Source organism: Actinoalloteichus caeruleus, from assembly GCF_049311605.1.
GTDB lineage: Bacteria > Actinomycetota > Actinomycetes > Mycobacteriales > Pseudonocardiaceae > Actinoalloteichus_B > Actinoalloteichus_B caeruleus.
Map to the genome: position 1 here is coordinate 4,323,672 of NZ_CP186005.1, position 15,359 is coordinate 4,339,030.

General features: G+C 73.3%; 11 protein-coding genes and 1 riboswitch. Of the genes, 9 read left to right on the forward strand and 2 right to left on the reverse strand.

Annotated elements, in window-relative coordinates; genetic code table 11:
- Nucleotides 1-656 precede the first annotated feature (656 nt).
- Complete coding sequence (locus tag ACOJVX_RS17360) at nucleotides 657-1,322, forward strand: phosphotransferase (protein WP_026420083.1); 666 nt, start codon at nucleotides 657-659, stop codon at nucleotides 1,320-1,322.
- Nucleotides 1,323-1,685: 363 nt separating this feature from the next.
- The gene (locus tag ACOJVX_RS17365) at nucleotides 1,686-2,384 is read left to right on the forward strand and encodes a hypothetical protein (RefSeq protein ID WP_103056455.1); all 699 of its coding nucleotides are present in this window, start codon (nucleotides 1,686-1,688) and stop codon (nucleotides 2,382-2,384) included.
- A gap of 288 nt (nucleotides 2,385-2,672) precedes the next feature.
- Here the strand turns inward: ACOJVX_RS17365 and ACOJVX_RS17370 are convergent, their stop codons facing one another.
- The gene (locus tag ACOJVX_RS17370; protein ID WP_030105926.1) at nucleotides 2,673-3,269 is read right to left on the reverse strand and encodes a cadmium resistance transporter; all 597 of its coding nucleotides are present in this window, start codon (nucleotides 3,267-3,269) and stop codon (nucleotides 2,673-2,675) included.
- A gap of 848 nt (nucleotides 3,270-4,117) precedes the next feature.
- Between ACOJVX_RS17370 and ACOJVX_RS17375 the strand changes: the two genes are divergently transcribed.
- The 7 genes from ACOJVX_RS17375 to lpdA all read left to right on the forward strand — a co-directional run bounded on the left by ACOJVX_RS17375 (nucleotide 4,118) and on the right by lpdA (nucleotide 14,408).
- Nucleotides 4,118-4,969 carry a fumarylacetoacetate hydrolase family protein gene (locus ACOJVX_RS17375; RefSeq protein WP_026420080.1) on the forward strand — a complete coding sequence of 284 codons (852 nt, stop codon included), beginning with the start codon at nucleotides 4,118-4,120 and terminating at the stop codon, nucleotides 4,967-4,969.
- A gap of 174 nt (nucleotides 4,970-5,143) precedes the next feature.
- A riboswitch (cobalamin riboswitch) is annotated at nucleotides 5,144-5,229 on the forward strand.
- A gap of 154 nt (nucleotides 5,230-5,383) precedes the next feature.
- A complete protein-coding gene (locus ACOJVX_RS17380) occupies nucleotides 5,384-7,354 on the forward strand; it encodes an LPXTG cell wall anchor domain-containing protein (RefSeq protein WP_422646929.1) in 1,971 nt (656 codons plus the stop codon).
- Nucleotides 7,354-8,394 carry an ABC transporter substrate-binding protein gene (locus ACOJVX_RS17385; RefSeq protein ID WP_422646930.1) on the forward strand — a complete coding sequence of 347 codons (1,041 nt, stop codon included), beginning with the start codon at nucleotides 7,354-7,356 and terminating at the stop codon, nucleotides 8,392-8,394. Before ACOJVX_RS17380 ends, ACOJVX_RS17385 begins: the two co-directional genes overlap by 1 nt.
- Nucleotides 8,391-9,620, forward strand: coding sequence for a CbiQ family ECF transporter T component (locus ACOJVX_RS17390; protein ID WP_081895294.1), 1,230 nt, complete (start codon nucleotides 8,391-8,393; stop codon nucleotides 9,618-9,620). Before ACOJVX_RS17385 ends, ACOJVX_RS17390 begins: the two co-directional genes overlap by 4 nt.
- The gene (locus tag ACOJVX_RS17395; protein ID WP_030225519.1) at nucleotides 9,620-11,248 is read left to right on the forward strand and encodes an ABC transporter ATP-binding protein; all 1,629 of its coding nucleotides are present in this window, start codon (nucleotides 9,620-9,622) and stop codon (nucleotides 11,246-11,248) included. Before ACOJVX_RS17390 ends, ACOJVX_RS17395 begins: the two co-directional genes overlap by 1 nt.
- Before the next feature lie 389 nt (nucleotides 11,249-11,637).
- On the forward strand, nucleotides 11,638-12,429 hold the full coding sequence (locus ACOJVX_RS17400; RefSeq protein WP_051314266.1) for an ECF transporter S component: 792 nt from the start codon (nucleotides 11,638-11,640) through the stop codon (nucleotides 12,427-12,429).
- A 581-nt stretch (nucleotides 12,430-13,010) separates the two neighbouring features.
- Nucleotides 13,011-14,408, forward strand: a complete 1,398-nt coding sequence (lpdA, locus tag ACOJVX_RS17405; RefSeq protein WP_026420077.1) for a dihydrolipoyl dehydrogenase — start codon at nucleotides 13,011-13,013, stop codon at nucleotides 14,406-14,408.
- A 170-nt stretch (nucleotides 14,409-14,578) separates the two neighbouring features.
- Here the strand turns inward: lpdA and ACOJVX_RS17410 are convergent, their stop codons facing one another.
- Nucleotides 14,579-15,358 (reverse strand): very short patch repair endonuclease, encoded by a 780-nt coding sequence (locus tag ACOJVX_RS17410; protein WP_081715650.1) that lies wholly within the window; start codon nucleotides 15,356-15,358, stop codon nucleotides 14,579-14,581.
- Nucleotide 15,359 lies beyond the last annotated feature (1 nt).

A 15,359-nucleotide genomic window follows, 5' to 3' on the forward strand; every position in this document is an offset into this window, starting at 1 on the left:
GATCGCTGGTGGACCGAGCCGGCGGAGACCGGAGCGTGCCGAGGAGCGGCCGAACCAGCGACGCACCCCGTTCCTGGCCGCCGCGTGCGCTGGACTGTCCTGCTCACGGGGGACGTCGCGCGAGACGTCGCCGGCCAGGTGGTTGTCGTCGTTCTCGGTCCGCTCACCGCTTCCGGGGCGCTCACCGGTCTCCTGGTTCCCCGTGCGTCCGGCGCGGCGCCGGTCACGACGAGCTCGCTCGGTGGACGACGGGTCCGGGCGTGCGAGGGGCTGGTCGCTGGCGGGGCTGGGCGCGGCGGGCGACGGGAGGTGCCACCCATCTTCGCCGGTGGCGTGGTCGTGGTCGGAGCCGCGCCCGATCCCATCCCCGGTGCCGGCGTGCCCGTGGCCGCCGGTCGCGGCCCGGCCCTCCGGCTCCTCGTCCCCCGCGTCGAACGATCCCTCGTCAGCCTTCACCCAGCTACCCCCGAAGCTTGAGGTGACCCCCGTCACAAGGAGCTTAGCGGTGGGGTGGCGCGAGGAGCGGCGGTTCCGCGAAGTCCCCGGCGGGGTCGGGACATCCCAGGGGCTGGCACGGGCCGAGTCGGTGCGGCGGGGCTGGTGGAGTGCCCGGTTCGGACCACGTCCCGGCGTGGCCCGAGGTTAGGGTCATCCGGGTGGGAATCCCGGTGTTCCTCGCGGCCGGCCGCGACGCGGACGTCTTCGCCCTCGACGACCGCCGCGTCCTGCGCCGCTACCGCGCGGGTACGGATGCGGCGCCCGAGGCAGCGGTCATGGCGCACCTCGGGAAGCTCGGATACCCGGTGCCCCGGGTCCACCGGGTGGACCACGCCGACCTGGTGCTGGAGCGACTGGACGGCCCGACCCTGCTCCAGGCCGTGGTCGACGGTCTGGTCAGCGCGGACGACGCGGGCCGCGAACTCGCCGACCTCCAGGCGCGGCTGCACACGCTGCCGCCCCGGGTCTCGACCGAACCGGACTGGCGGATCCGCCACGGCGACCTGCACCCGGGCAACGTGGTGCTCGCGGCGCGGGGTCCGGTGGTCATCGACTGGCGCAACACGACGGAGGGCCCGCCCGGCCTGGACATCGCGCTCTCAGCCGTGATCCTGGCGCAGGTCGCCGTGGACGGGGGCGGCGCGTTGGCGGGCATCGCCCGTGCGGTCCTCCCGGCGTTCCTCGCCCACTCCCGCCGGGACGCCCTGGTGGCGTTGGAGGAGGCGGTTGCGGCGCGCGGCGCCGATCCGAACCAGGGGGACGCGGAGATCGCCCACCTCGGACGGGCGGCGGCTCTGATCCGCGCGCTCAGCACCGACCCCTGATCGGCACGACGCGGACGGCTGGTGGGGCCCTCCTCGCCGGAGTGGTGCCCGCTCCCCGCCCGACCGGAGTCGAGGGAGCGGGTTCCCGGGTGGACGCCGTCACCGCCCCGACCGACCACGGTCCGGGGTACGCGCCGGACCTCCTCGCTCCTCCCCCAGGCCGGCCACCGCGAACACCGGGCGGGCCGCGGCTCCGCGCACCCGCCCATCTCCAGCGGAGCCCCGCGCCACTCCGAACCGAGGGACCGTCTCCGCCCGCTCCGCCGCCGGCGACCCTGACCGGGGCTTCTCCTGGGCGGGAATGGCAGCGACCGACGTTGGTTCAACCGGGTACCGACGTTCGTAGGGTGTGCGCCGCCGCCGGTGGCCACACGGTGGACGACAGCGAATCCACCGGTCACCACGAGCCGCCGCCGGTGTCGCGGCGGCGCTCCGCGCGTCCCCGGCCCCTACGAACCCGCGATCCGCGAGTCCTTCGGGGCGCGGGCCGAGGCCGTGCTCGCCGAGTACCCGGTGGAGTCCTTCGCCGACGACACCGAGGCCTGGTCGGCGGTGCGCACCGACCGCACGTTCGCCTGTCCTCGGTCGCACGCCAACGACGTGATGTCCGAGAAACACCGACGTCCACGCCCACGAGTTCGCCGACCGCGCCGCGCCGGCCCCGCTGCCGCTCCTCGACGGCGCGCCCCGAAGCCCGGCGCGGCGCACTCCGCTGAACTGCCCCACCTGTTCGACATGGCCAGCCAACCCCTCGACATCGAGGGCAACCACGTTCCGCTGACGCCGGCGCAGCGGGGGACCGCCTCCCGGGTGATCGAGGTCTGGGCGGGCTTCGCGCGGACGGGACGGGCGCCGGTGGCGCCGTGGACGCCGGGTGGGCGGTCGCTGGTGTTCGGCGCCGAGGACGTCACCACGGGAACCCGGTCGAGGCCTGCCACCGCGACTTCTGGGCGCTGGTCGCGGAGTCCACCGGCTGAAGCCGGAATCGAGGTCGTCGCTTCGCTGTCTCCCGCCCCCGTGCGGCGCCCCCAACGAGTGCGGGGTGGGCAGGGACGCCGCTGACCGGCACGGACGCGTCCCAACGGGCTCGCTCCGGACGGCACCGGGTCCGGTCCGCTGACCCCGGCACGCCCTTCCTACGGCGCGCGCACTCGCCGGACGGGTGCGCTGAACCGCCGGGGTAGCTGGACGAGCGGGTCCCGCTGGTCGTCACCGGCCCACGTGACGTGATCGTCCGGCCACGGCGGGCCTGTCGAGTTCGCCGGGTGCGGGCGCGACGGGTCGGCGGGTGGGGCGCTGGCCGGCGAGTGGATGCCGTGCGGTCCCCGCCGCGGTCCTCCCGACGACGCCCTACAAGCCGAAGGCCCCGCCCTCGACGAGGATGACCAGTCCGACGGCGATCAGGACGACCGGCATCAGGATGTGGCCCCACCGGGCCAACGCCCTGGCGACGGTCGGGCGGGTGGCCAGGTGACGACCGGTCAGGACCAACAGGGCCAACAGGACGAGGGAGACGACGATGTGGACGCTCGTCCCACCGACCCCCGCCGTGGCGAAGACGGGCACGTAGACACCGATGTTGTCCCCACCGTTGGCGAAGGTCACCGCCGTCACCGCCAGGAGGGTGGGGCCGGTCCGGGCGGTGGCCCTCTCCTCCTCCGAGTCGTCCCGGTGCAGCCACACCTCCACCGCCGCCCTGACGCCCAGGAGGAGCGGGAGGAGTCCGAGGTAGGGCACCGCCTGGTCGGGCAGGAGGGTGGCACCGAGCGCGGCGGCGACCGAGACGATCAGGATGCCGCAGAAGCCGAGGTACTGGCCGAGGAGGATGGTGCGGGTGGTACCGGAACGTCCCGCGCCCTGGGCGAAGAACAACGCGATCACCACGATGTCGTCGATGTTCGTGACGACGAACAGCCCCACCGCCTGACCGACGAGACCCAGGTTCACGGCGCCACCGCCGGCGACAGGGGAGCCCGGAGGGCCGCCCGTTCGGTGGAGTGCCCGGTGCGGACATGACGGCAGGATGTCGGTAAGCGCATCTTCACCCTTCGGCTGCTCGGTACGGTGGCACGACGCGGCGCGACGTGACCAGCCGCGCGGAGCACGTCCCACGTCCTGTCGGCACCGAATGATCCGGTGCGGGATCAGGGCGGGTCGCGCGTGGTTGGGGCGGAACACCGGACGGGCCGGGTCTCGTCGGCCCCCGGCGGAGCGCCGACGCCGAGCGCCGAGGGCCGACCCCGATGCCGAGGGCCGAGGGCCGAGGTCATCCTCGGACGTCCCGAGGCGAGACGCGCGAGGTCGAGGGTGGCCTGCTCCGGCCCACGCCGTGGGGCGATCCGTCTTGGCCGGAGGTCGGCGAACGGGACTGGCGGGTCGCGCACCACCAGGTGGGGATCGGCGCCGTGACCACCAGCACGCGACGCCCCTCGCCGCGCCACGGCGTCCTCGTGCCCGAGCGTCCACGTCCCCCGCCCCCCGGTGCTCCTCCCCGAAGCATCACACATCCCTGAGGTGGAGCCGCCCGATCCCCGACGCGCGCCCACCAGGCGGGAAGGGGGTCCGGGTCTCGGGAGGACCCCTGGTGCCCGCGCGGACCAGGGCCCGTACCCGTCCGGACGCCCGGGCCGTCCCGGCACCCGACCCCGGTGGCGCCAGGCGACCGGCTCCCGTGGCCAGTTGCGGCCCGGATCGGCGCCACCGGCGGCAATACACTCGGCGCACCGGCTGTGGTTCCGCGGGGTGTTCGTGGTGAGCGGCCGTGCCCCTCCACGTCGAATCAGGGAGAGTTCCGGATGAGACTGCTCCGCCTCGGCCCGGTGGGCGCCGAACGTCCCGCCGTTCGCGCCGACGACGGCACCACCTACGACCTGTCCCCGGTGACCGCCGACATCGACGGCGCCTTCCTCTCCTCGGGCGGGCTGGGCCGGGTCAGGTCGGCGTTGCGGGCCGGGGAACTGCCCGTGCTGGACACCGACGGGCTGCGGGTCGGGGCGCCCGTCGTACGCCCGCAGTCGGTGATCTGCGTTGGGCAGAACTACGCGGCGCACGCCGCCGAGTCCGGGGCCGCGCCGCCCGAGCAGCCGATCATCTTCCTGAAGACGCCGAACACCGTGGTGGGGCCCTTCGACGACGTGGAGATCCCCCGTGGTGCGGAGCGGACGGACTGGGAGGTGGAGCTGGCGGTGGTGATCGGCCGGCAGGCCGCCTACCTGGAGTCCCCCGAGGACGCCGCGGCCCACATCGCCGGCTACACCGTCTCCAACGACGTGTCCGAGCGGACCTACCAGCTCGAGGACTCGGGTGGGCAGTGGTCCAAGGGGAAGTGCTGCCGCACGTTCAACCCGTTGGGGCCCTGGCTCGTCCCGGCCGACGAGGTCCCGGACCCCTCCTCGCTGGGCTTGCGTTCCTGGGTGAACGGGGAGCCCCGACAGGACTCATCCACGTCGGACATGATCTTCACCCCCGCCTACCTGGTGTGGCACCTGAGCCAGTACCTCGCGCTCGAACCGGGCGACGTCATCAACACGGGCACCCCGCAGGGCGTGGCCCTGTCCGGGCGGTTCCCCTACCTGCGGGCGGGTGACGTGGTCGAGTTGGAGATCGACGGGTTGGGCCGGCAGCGGCAGAACCTGGTCCCGGCCTGATCACGGACTCGTCCTCGACCACCCGAACCACTGACCTCCAGTCACGCTCGGGTAACAGCTGGCGAGCAGCCCTCGATCAGGTGATCTCCGGCTGGATAGCGTGGCAGGGTTCGATCTCGACGACGGTGGGCGAGGCGCCGACCGCGCGACACAACTGAACAGGTGGCCCCAGCGGGGGAAGCCGGTGCGAATCCGGCGCTGACCCGCAGCCGTGTGTGACGGGACCGTGTGGAACGAGCCCGCCACGAGTCGGAATGCCCGCTCGGACACCGGTCGCTCGCTCACGAACTGCCGAGGATTGCAGGACGGAGCCCTCACGCGCGGGCACCTCCGACCGCCGGTCCACCTCGGGTGGCCGGCTCGCGGGGCGGCGGCCGGGCGGCCGGGCTTCCCCGACCGCCAGAGGTGCCATCGATGTCCAGGTTCCGTCTCCTCCGGGTGTCGGCCGCCGCCGTCACCCTGCTCGTCGGCGGTGGTACCGCCGTCGCGACACCGGCTCCGCCGCCGACCGCTCCCACGGTGACGTCGGTCGAGGTGGTGGCGCCGGCCACCCCCGGTCACTGCCCCGACGACGACGGCGTCACCGTCATCGTCGACTTCCAGGAACTCTCCACCGCCGACCCCCTCGTCGCCTGCGCCCCCGGCCCCCAGGAGACCGGCCTCGACGCCCTCGAGAACGCCGGCTTCGAGGTCACCGGGACCGACCGCTGGGGCAAGTCCTTCATCTGCCGCATCAACGGACTGCCCACCCCCGACACCGAGGACTGCGTCGACACCCCGCCCGCCCACGCCTACTGGTCCTACTGGCACGCCCCCAACGGGGGCGACTGGGAGTACAGCAGCCACGGCGCCACCTTCCGCACCCCACCACCCGGCAGCTTCGAAGGCTGGTCCTTCGCCCTCGACCGCGACTTCGACGACAACCCGCCCCCACGGCTCGACCCGGTACGCCCGGTCGTGGTGGAGGAGCCCACCGAACCGACCCCGACCCCGACCCCGCCCACGGCGACGGGGACGCCGGTCCCGGGGCACACGGCCGCCTCGGACGTCGCCGGCGCACTGGACGCCCCACCACCCAACCCGCACCGGGGGCAGGCGGTGGCGGCCGGCCGGTGGCTGGCGGAGGAACTGGTCGACGGTCGGATGCCCGGGTTCGTCGGGGCCGACTGGGGACTGACGATCGACGCGCTGCTGGCCCTCGCGGCCACGAACGCCGACCCCGCCGCGGTCGAGGAGGCGGCCGACGCCGTGGCCGCGAACGTCCGCTCCTACAACAGCCACGACGACTGGGGAGTGCCCGGTGTGCGCGTCGCGGGCGCCACCGCGAAAATCCTGGTCGCGGCCGTCGCCGCCGACCGGGACCCCACCGACTTCGGCGGCCACGACATGCGCCGGGAGACGTTGGACCTGATCGCCGGCCCGGATGCGGGGGTCCAGGAGGGGAGGTTGAAGGACCAGGGGACGGCCGACCAGTCCAACACCTTCGGGCAGTCCCTCGGCGTGATCGGCCTGGCCCGCAGCGGCGGGGTCCCGCAGTCCGCCGTGGACTTCCTCATCCGCCAGCAGTGTTCCTCCGGTGGGTTCCGGCTGTCACCCGAACTGTTCGGCACACCGTCGGCGTCCTGCGACTCCTCCCCGGACGCGGTCCTCGACCCGGACTCCACCGCGATGGCGGTGCAGGCGCTGTTGGCCGCCGACGAGGCGGGCGCCGAGCACGCCGGTGCGGCCGCGGCCAGGGGCGCGGGATGGCTGGCCTCGGTGCAACGGGACGATGGTTCCTTCGGGGGGTCCGGCCCCACCGCCGGGTCGAACACGAACAGCAGCGGATTGGCGGGGCAGGCGTTGGCCGCCGCCGGCCTGCGGGACGCCGCCGACGAGGCGGCCGACTACGTCGCCGAACTCCAGTTGACCGAGGGGAACGCTGGTGCGGCCTCGGCCGACCGTGGCGCGATCGCCTACAACCCGGGCTCCTTCGCGTCCGCCGTCGCCGACGGCGTGACCGACATGGCCCGCGACCAGTGGCGGCGGGCCACCGCCCAGGCCGTGCTCGCGTTGGCGAAGGTCCCGCTGGGTGAATCGGGGAAGGAGGAGCCGGGACCTCCGCCCCCGAGCACCTCGCAGCCGACGACGCCGTCGGCACCGGAAACCTCGCACACGCCAACGCCCAGTTCCTCGCCGGCCCCGACGTCCTCGGAGCCGGTCACCTCCCAGCCCACCGGTACCGCTCCCCCGCCCGTCGACCCCGCCGGGGTCGACCCGAAGTCCCCGCCACCGCTGGCCAGGACCGGTGCCGACGTCGGGGTCGCCGTGGCGTTGCTGGGGGCCCTGCTGCTCGGCGGTGCCGCGCTCCTGTGGATGTCCCGCCGACGGATCGGGAGCAGCTGATGGGACGACGCCCACTTCGTCGGAGCCCGGCCGCCGTCGCGCTCGCCGTCGCGCTGTCGGTCGGTCTGACCGTCGGGCCGGCGGCGGTGGTGGCCCACGGGGAGTCCACCGGTCCGCGACCGACGTCGGTCACCCCGACGTCCGGCTCCGCCGGCTACTGCCCCGACGCCAACGGCGTCACCGTGGTCATCGACTTCCAGGAACTCGGTGGGCAGACGATCATCCGCTGCGCACACGGCGACCAGGCCACCGGTCACGCCGCGCTCCGCAACGCCGGGATCAACATCACCGGGACGAACCGGTGGGGCGAGGCCTTCATCTGCCGGATCGAGGGCCTGCCGGTCCCCGAGGCCGAACCGTGCATCGACACGCCACCTGCCACCGCCTACTGGTCCTACTGGCACTCACCCAACGGCGGGGCCTGGGAGTACAGCCAGTGGGGGGTCATGAACCGCAAACCTCCGCTGGGCAGCTTCGAGGGCTGGTCGTTCTCGTTGAACCGCACCGAGACCACGAACCCGCCGCCCCGGGTGGCTCCTCGGCGTCCGGCCGCGCCCCCACCGCCGCCTCCGGCTCCCGACCAGCCCGCCCCGCCACCGCAGGAGCCGGAGCCGGAGCCGGAGCGTCCCGTACGGCCGCCGGCCGAGCAGGGAGGCGCCCACGGCGGCACCGAGGAGGCCCCGAGCGGGGCCGAACGCACCGGAACGGTCTTCGAGTTCGAACCATCGCCCGAACCCGGATCCCCGTCGCGGTCGGGGACGGCGACCCCGTCGGGCTCCACCGAGCCCAGCTCCGAGCCCTCCGCCGGGGCCGGCGCCACCTCGTCCGTGGCCGGTGCCTCGGCGTCACCGGGACCGCCCGGCTCCCCGGCGGGTGCGGATCCCGGATACCCCGACCCCCTGGCCGACCGGGCCGACACCGGCGCCTCCTCGGGGATCCCACCGGCGACCCTGTTGGGGCTGGCCGCCGTGGTGGTCATCGTGGCGGCGGGCACGGCGACGGCGGTACGGCGACGACGCGCCGAACAGCACCACCCGTGACGCTCGGGTTCCCCGATCGACGCCGGCTCCCGAGGACTCTGCACCCGGGAGCGTGGTGGCTGTGGGCTCTCGGGCTGGCCACCGCGGCCAGCCGGACGACGAACCCGCTGCTGCTGGTCCTGATCATCGCCGTCGCCGGGCTCGTGGTGGCCCGCCGGCGGGGTGACGCGCCGTGGGCGTTGGCGTTCCGGCTGTACCTGCTGCTGGGCGCGTTCATCGTGTTCTCCCGGGTGCTGTTCCGGGTGATCTTCGGTGGCGGGCAGGGAGATCACATCCTGTTCACCCTGCCCGAGATCCCCCTACCCGCGTGGGCGGCCGGCATCCGCCTGTTCGGGCCGGTGGCGGTGGAACAGCTGCTCGGCGGCTTCTACGACGGGCTGCGGTTGGCCACCATGGTGGTCTGCATCGGGGCGGCCAACGCCCTGGCCAACCCCAAAAGGCTGCTGAAGGCGGTCCCTGGCGCCCTGTACCAGGTGGGTTCGGCCGTCGTGGTCGCCCTCTCGGTGGCTCCGCAACTGGTGGAGAGCGTGCTCCGGGTACGGCGGGCGCGGCGGCTGCGGGGTGGCCGCCAGCGGGGGATGCGGGCGTTGCGGGGCATCGTCATCCCGGTGCTCGCGGACGCGATGGACCGTTCCCTGGCCCTGGCCGCCGCGATGGACTCCCGGGGGTACGGCCGGGTCGGGGCGCTGTCCCGCCGGGCCCGGCTGGTGACCGGGGTGCTGGTGCTCGGCGGCCTGGTCGGGGTGTGCGTCGGGGTGTACGGGCTGATGGACGGGTCGACCCCCCGCCAGTTGGGGTTGCCGATGCTGGTGGCCGGCGCGGCGGTGGCGGCCGCCGGTCTGCTGTGGGGCGGCCGGCAGGTGCGGCGCAGCGTGCACCGCCCGGACCGGTGGCGGCTCGGGGAGGTCCTCGTCATCTGCTGCGGGGTCGGCGCCGGCGGCCTGCTCTACCTGACCAGCCAGGTCGACGCGGCGAACCTGTACCCGTCGCTGAACCCGTTGGCCTGGCCGGAGCTGGCGTTGTTGCCCTCGCTGGCCGTCCTGGTCGGGGTGCTGCCGGCGTGGCTGGCGCCGCCGCCGGAGCTGTCGTCGCCCTCGCCCGGCGACCCCGACGAGCACCGACCGGCTGGCAGCGGGGCTCCCGCCCTGGCCGGGCGGAGGACACCGGGAGGGGACGTGCGGCAGCCAGTGCCACCGTCGGCCACCCACGAGAGGACGACACCCTGATGATCGAGTTCGACCGGGTCACGGTCCACTACCCCGAGGCTCCCGGGCCCGCGCTCCGCGACGTGGAACTCACCGTCGGCGAGGGGGAGCTGTGCCTGGTGGTGGGCCGCACGGGCTCCGGGAAGTCCACCCTGCTCGGTGCGATCAACGGCCTGGTGCCCCATTTCACCGGCGGGCACCTGCACGGGGAGGTGCGGGTGGGTGGCGTGTCCACCGCGAGCCGACCACCCCGGGAGTTCGCGCACCTCGTGGGGCGGGTGGGGCAGGACCCGCTGGCGGGTTTCGTCACGGACACCGTCGAGGACGAGCTCGCCTACACGATGGAGCAGCTCGGGGTCCCGCCGGAGGTGATGCGCAAGCGGGTCGAGGAGACGCTGGACCTGCTGGGGATCGCCGAGCTGCGACGGCGTCCCCTGCGCACGCTCTCCGGTGGCCAGCAGCAGCGGGTGGCGATCGGGGCGGTCCTCACCGCCCACCCCGCCGTGCTGGTGCTCGACGAGCCCACCTCGGCGCTCGACCCGACCGCCGCCGAGGACGTGTTGGCGGCCATCACCCGGCTGGTGCACGACCTCGGGGTGACCGTGGTCGCGGCGGAGCACCGGATGGAACGGATCGTGCAGTACGCGGACCGGCTGGTTCACCTGCCCGGGGACGGCTCGGTGCTCGCCGGCGCGCCGCCGGAGATCCTCGACGTCTCCTCCGTCGCCCCGCCCGTGGTGGAACTGGGCAGGCTCGCCGGTTGGCGTCCGCTGCCGCTGTCGGTGCGGGACGCCCGACGGCGGGCGGCCGGGCTGCGGGACCAGCTGCGGGAGCGGCCGCGGCCGGCCCGGGGTCGGGCCGCCGTGGGCGTGGGTGACCGGCCGAGGCTGGTGGCGCGGCGGGTGGTCGTCCGCTACGGCCGGGTCCCCGCCGTCCGGGAGGTGTCGGTCGAGTTGGCCCCGGGGGCGGTGGTGGCTTTGATGGGGCGCAACGGTTCCGGGAAGTCCTCACTGCTGTGGGCGCTCCAGGGTTCCGGGCCGCGTCAGGGAGGCACCGTCTCCGTCGACGGCACGGACCCGGCGAAGGTCAGCGCCGCCGAGGCGCGGGCGCTGGTGGGCCTGGTGCCGCAGACCCCGGGCGACCTGCTGTACCTGGAGACGGTGGCCGAGGAGTGCGAGCAGGCCGACCGGGAGTCCGAGGTCCCCGAGGGGACCTGTCGGCGGCTGCTCGACCGGTTGACCCCGGGCATCCGACCAGAAAGGCACCCAAGGGACCTGTCGGAGGGACAACGGTTGTCCCTGGTGTTGGCCGTGCAGCTGACCGCCGCGCCCGCCGTCGTGCTGCTGGACGAACCCACCCGAGGGCTGGACTACCACGCCAAGGCGAGTTTCGGCGACCTGGTGCGGGAGTTGGCCTCGGAGGGCAGGGCCGTGCTGCTGGCCACCCACGACGTCGAGTTCGTCGCCGGGGTGTCCGACCGGGTCGTGGTCCTCGCCGAGGGCGAGATCGTGGCGGACGGGCCGACCGCCGACGTGGTGGTCGCCTCCCCGGCGTTCGCGCCGCAGGTGGCGAAGGTGCTCAGCCCGCAACCCTGGCTGACCGTCTCCGAGGTGCGGGACGCCCTCGCGGGTGCGGAGGCCCGGGTATGACGGGGGCGGGTCGTCCCGAGGTGCCGGTCGACGACGCCACGGCGGACCCGGCCGCCCCGACCGGTCGCCCACCGGGTGCCGGCGGCGACGGGGCCAACGCGGACGGCACGTCCACCGGTTCCGGTGCGGGGGGCGAGGACGGATCCGGGACGCCGGCCTCGGGTGCCACCGCTGGGCACCGGCGACCGGGACCGCGCCCACCGGCCTCACGGGAGGAGGAGCCGGCCCCCGGCGCGGGGGACGAGGAGGTCGCCGGCGCGCCGCCAGTGGAGGCGCGGGCGGCGGAACGGCGGGAACGCACGGGTGGCGGATCCACCGGCCTGGTCGGTTCCGGCGAGGGACCGGTCGACGCCGCCGCCCCGCGACCGACCGAGGCCGGACCGCCCCGGGTGGTGCGGATCGCGCCGCGCACCGCCGTGGTCCTCGCCCTGGCCTCCCTGGCGGGCTTCGCGATGTTCTTCTGGCCCCTGTTCGCCGCCCCGGAACCGGAGGCGATGGCCCACAGCGCCGACGCTCCCCTGATCTTCGTCGTGGTGCTGCCGGTCCTCATCGGCATCGTGCTGGCCGAACTGTCGAGCGGGGGCATCGACTCGAAGGCCCTCGCGATGCTCGGCGTGCTGTCGGCGATCAACGCCGCCCTGCGCCCGCTCGGCGCGGGAACCGCCGGCATCGAGACGGTGTTCTTCATGCTGGTGCTGGCCGGCCGGGTGTTCGGGCCGGGTTTCGGGTTCGTCCTCGGGTCGACCTCGCTGTTCGCCTCGGCCCTGCTGACGGCTGGGGTGGGGCCGTGGCTCCCCTTCCAGATGCTCGCCTCGTCCTGGGTCGGCCTGGGTGCCGGGCTGCTCCCGCGCCGGGTCCGGGGGCGGGCGGAGATCGTGATGCTCGCCGGGTACGGGGCGTTCTCCGCCTACTTCTTCGGGTTCGTCATGAACATGTGGTTCTGGCCGTTCACCGCCGGCATCGACACCCAGCTGTCCTTCGTCGCGGGCGACCCGGTGCTGGAGAACCTGCACCGTTTCGTGGTCTTCACCCTCTACACCTCCACCTTCGGATGGGACACGGGACGTGCGCTGACCAACGTGCTCGCGATCGCGCTGATCGGCGGCGCCGTGCTCGCGGTGCTGCGGCGCGCCGCCCGGCGGGCGGCCTTCCACGCCCCGGCCACCTTCGACCGGGGTTGACCGCGTCTCCCGGAGCCGTCCGCCGAGTCCCCCGGCGCGCGGTGTTCGGCCCCGGCGATCCGGGTGGCCCGTGGACGGCAACGGCACGTCCCCCACGACCGGGGGCCGCAGGGGCGCACACCACCCGGCTCCGTGTCCCGACGTGGTCGCGGCACGCACCCGACGGCCGAGGTCCGGGCGCGACCGGGCGGCCCCGCCCTCCGGATGGAGCAGGAGCGGGAATGGCCAAGGCCCCGGTAGGACGGGACCTACGTCCCTGATCACCGCGAGGGCGCTCTGGTTCGCTCGGATGTGCCGGCCGACGCGGAGGACGCGGTCCCGGACAGGCGGCAGGAGGTGGGACGGTGCGCGACCCCCAGCCACCCGCGCACCCCCGCGGCCCTGCCCGCCAGGCCCCCACCGGGACCACCGCGTCCGGCCGGTCCAACTTCCCGCCCCGGACGGGGTGCCCGCCATACCCGACGCAGGTCAACGGCCGGAACCGCCATCTGGCCGCGGGTGGGTGGGGCGGGTCACACCAGCCAGGACGGGCCCGATGCTCCCCCGTGAGGCCGTTGCCGCCGCTAGATAGGGTGCCCGGTATGAGCTCGCACTTTGACGTTGTGGTCCTGGGCGCCGGCCCGGGTGGCTATGTGGCCGCGATCCGGTCGGCCCAGCTCGGTCTGCGCACCGCGATCATCGAGGAGAAGTACTGGGGCGGCGTGTGCCTCAACGTCGGGTGCATCCCGTCGAAGGCGCTCCTGCGCAACGCGGAGCTGGCGCACCTGTTCCAGCACGAGGCCTCGACCTACGGGATCCGCACCGAGGGCCAGGTGACCTTCGACTACTCGGCGGCGTTCAAGCGCAGCCGGAACGTCGCGGAAGGCCGCGTCAAGGGCGTGCACTTCCTGATGAAGAAGAACAAGATCACCGAGTTCCAGGGGCGCGGCTCCTTCACCGACGCCAACACCATCGAGGTCACCACGGCCGGCGGCACCGAGACGGTCACCTTCGACCACTGCATCATCGCGGCCGGCGCCACCACCAAGCTGCTCCCCGGCACGTCGCTGAGCGAGCGGGTGGTGACCTACGAGGAGCAGATCCTCACCGAGGAACTACCGGAGAGCATCATCATCGCCGGTGCGGGCGCCATCGGTGTCGAGTTCGCGTACGTGATGCACAACTACGGCGTGCACGTCACGATCGTGGAGTTCCTGGACCGGGTGGTGCCGAACGAGGACGCCGAGGTCTCCGCCGAGCTGAACAAGCGCTACAAGAAGCTGGGCATCGACATCCTCACCTCCACGCGGGTCGACGCGATCGACGACAGCGGCGCGAAGGTGAAGGTGACCGTCACCAAGGACGGCGCGCAGCAGGTGCTGGAGGCGGACAAGGTCCTCCAGGCCATCGGTTTCCAGCCTCGGGTGGAGGGCTACGGCCTGGAGAACACCGGTGTCGCCCTCACAGACCGGGGCGCGATCGACATCGACGGCCGGGGCCGGACCAACGTGCCGCACATCTTCGCGATCGGTGACGTCACCGCGAAGCTGATGCTGGCCCACACCGCCGAATCCATGGGTGTGATCGCCGCGGAGACGATCGGTGGCGCGGAAACCATGGAACTCGACTACCGGATGATCCCCAGGGCCACCTACTGCCAGCCGCAGATCGCCAGTTTCGGCTGGACCGAGGAGCAGGCCCGGGAACAGGGCTTCGACGTCAAGGTCGCGAAGTTCCCGTTCATGGCCAACGGCAAGGCGCACGGCCTGGGCGACTCCGGTGGCTTCGTGAAGATCCTCAGCGACGCCACGCACGGCGAGCTGCTCGGGGCGCACCTCATCGGCCCGGACGTCACCGAGCTGCTGCCCGAGCTGACGCTGGCCCAGCAGTGGGACCTGACGGTGCACGAGATCGCCCGGAACGTGCACGCCCACCCGACGCTGGGTGAGGCCGTCAAGGAGGCCGTCCACGGCCTCGCCGGCCACATGATCAACTTCTGAGCGGTGAGCCAGCCCCCTCCACTCAAGGATGGGGGCTGGCCATTCACTCCCGCTCCACCAATACGGTTCACCGCCACCGCACATTGTCGGTACTCACTCAGGGCACGACTGTCCACGGTTGGAGCCCAGTTGTAGCCATACCGCGGACTGGTTTGAGCTGGTGTGCGCCCTCACTCCGATGCCCGGTCGCTTTCGAACGTCTCCCCCGCTCGCACTACACGGCTGATCCGTTCGGCCGCATCCGCTGGGTCCTCGTGTTCCCACACCCTGATGACAGACCAACCGGCGTCACGCAACAGCCGATTGGTTTCGGCGTCTCGAACCCGATTCCCCTCGAGTTTCGCCGCCCACGCATCTGCGTTCGTCCTAGCTGCCCGAAGGTGCTCGGGGCAGCCATGCCAGAAACAGCCATCCACGAATACAGCTACGCGCTTGCGCGGAAAGACGATGTCGGCTCTACGCCGAGTTGTACCCAAGGGGCAGACGTCCACTCGGTAGCGCAGCCCCGCTTTATGGAGCAGGGACCGAAGGGCGATCTCGGGGCCGGTGTCTCGCCTGCGATTCGCTCGCATGACTGCCCGCGCGCTTCTTGACGACGCCTTCGACTGTGGTGGGAGCGGCTCTTCACCAACCAAACCTCGATCGAGAGCCAGACGCCAGGCGTCAGCTAGGTTTCGAGACCGTGTTGCCTGGTCTACCTCGCCGATGTACCGCTCCTCGGTCTTTCCGCCCTCCGACCAGCGAAGATAGGCCCGAATCCGTCGCTGCCCCTTCGCCAACCTGAGGGAGACCGACGCCCGTGCGAAGCGGCCATCTCCTAGTGCGACAGCCCGCCGATGGTGCCCACCCGCGGCACGGTCCTGCTCAGCGGAAGGTTTGACGCCTCGTCGCGGCTTGTAGGCTCGCGCCGTTGGCCAAGCGGCCTTCCAGGCGCGACTCGAGAGGTTCATC

Excerpts from the sequence above, each read along its gene's own strand:
- ACOJVX_RS17375 (WP_026420080.1), top strand. The coding sequence starts at position 4,118 with ATGAGACTGCTCCGCCTCGGCCCGGTGGGCGCCGAACGTCCCGCCGTT.
- ACOJVX_RS17380 (WP_422646929.1), top strand. The coding sequence starts at position 5,384 with ATGTCCAGGTTCCGTCTCCTCCGGGTGTCGGCCGCCGCCGTCACCCTG.
- ACOJVX_RS17385 (WP_422646930.1), top strand. The coding sequence starts at position 7,354 with ATGGGACGACGCCCACTTCGTCGGAGCCCGGCCGCCGTCGCGCTCGCC.
- ACOJVX_RS17395 (WP_030225519.1), top strand. The coding sequence starts at position 9,620 with ATGATCGAGTTCGACCGGGTCACGGTCCACTACCCCGAGGCTCCCGGG.
- lpdA (WP_026420077.1), top strand. The coding sequence starts at position 13,011 with ATGAGCTCGCACTTTGACGTTGTGGTCCTGGGCGCCGGCCCGGGTGGC.
- ACOJVX_RS17410 (WP_081715650.1), bottom strand. The coding sequence starts at position 15,358 with ATGAACCTCTCGAGTCGCGCCTGGAAGGCCGCTTGGCCAACGGCGCGA.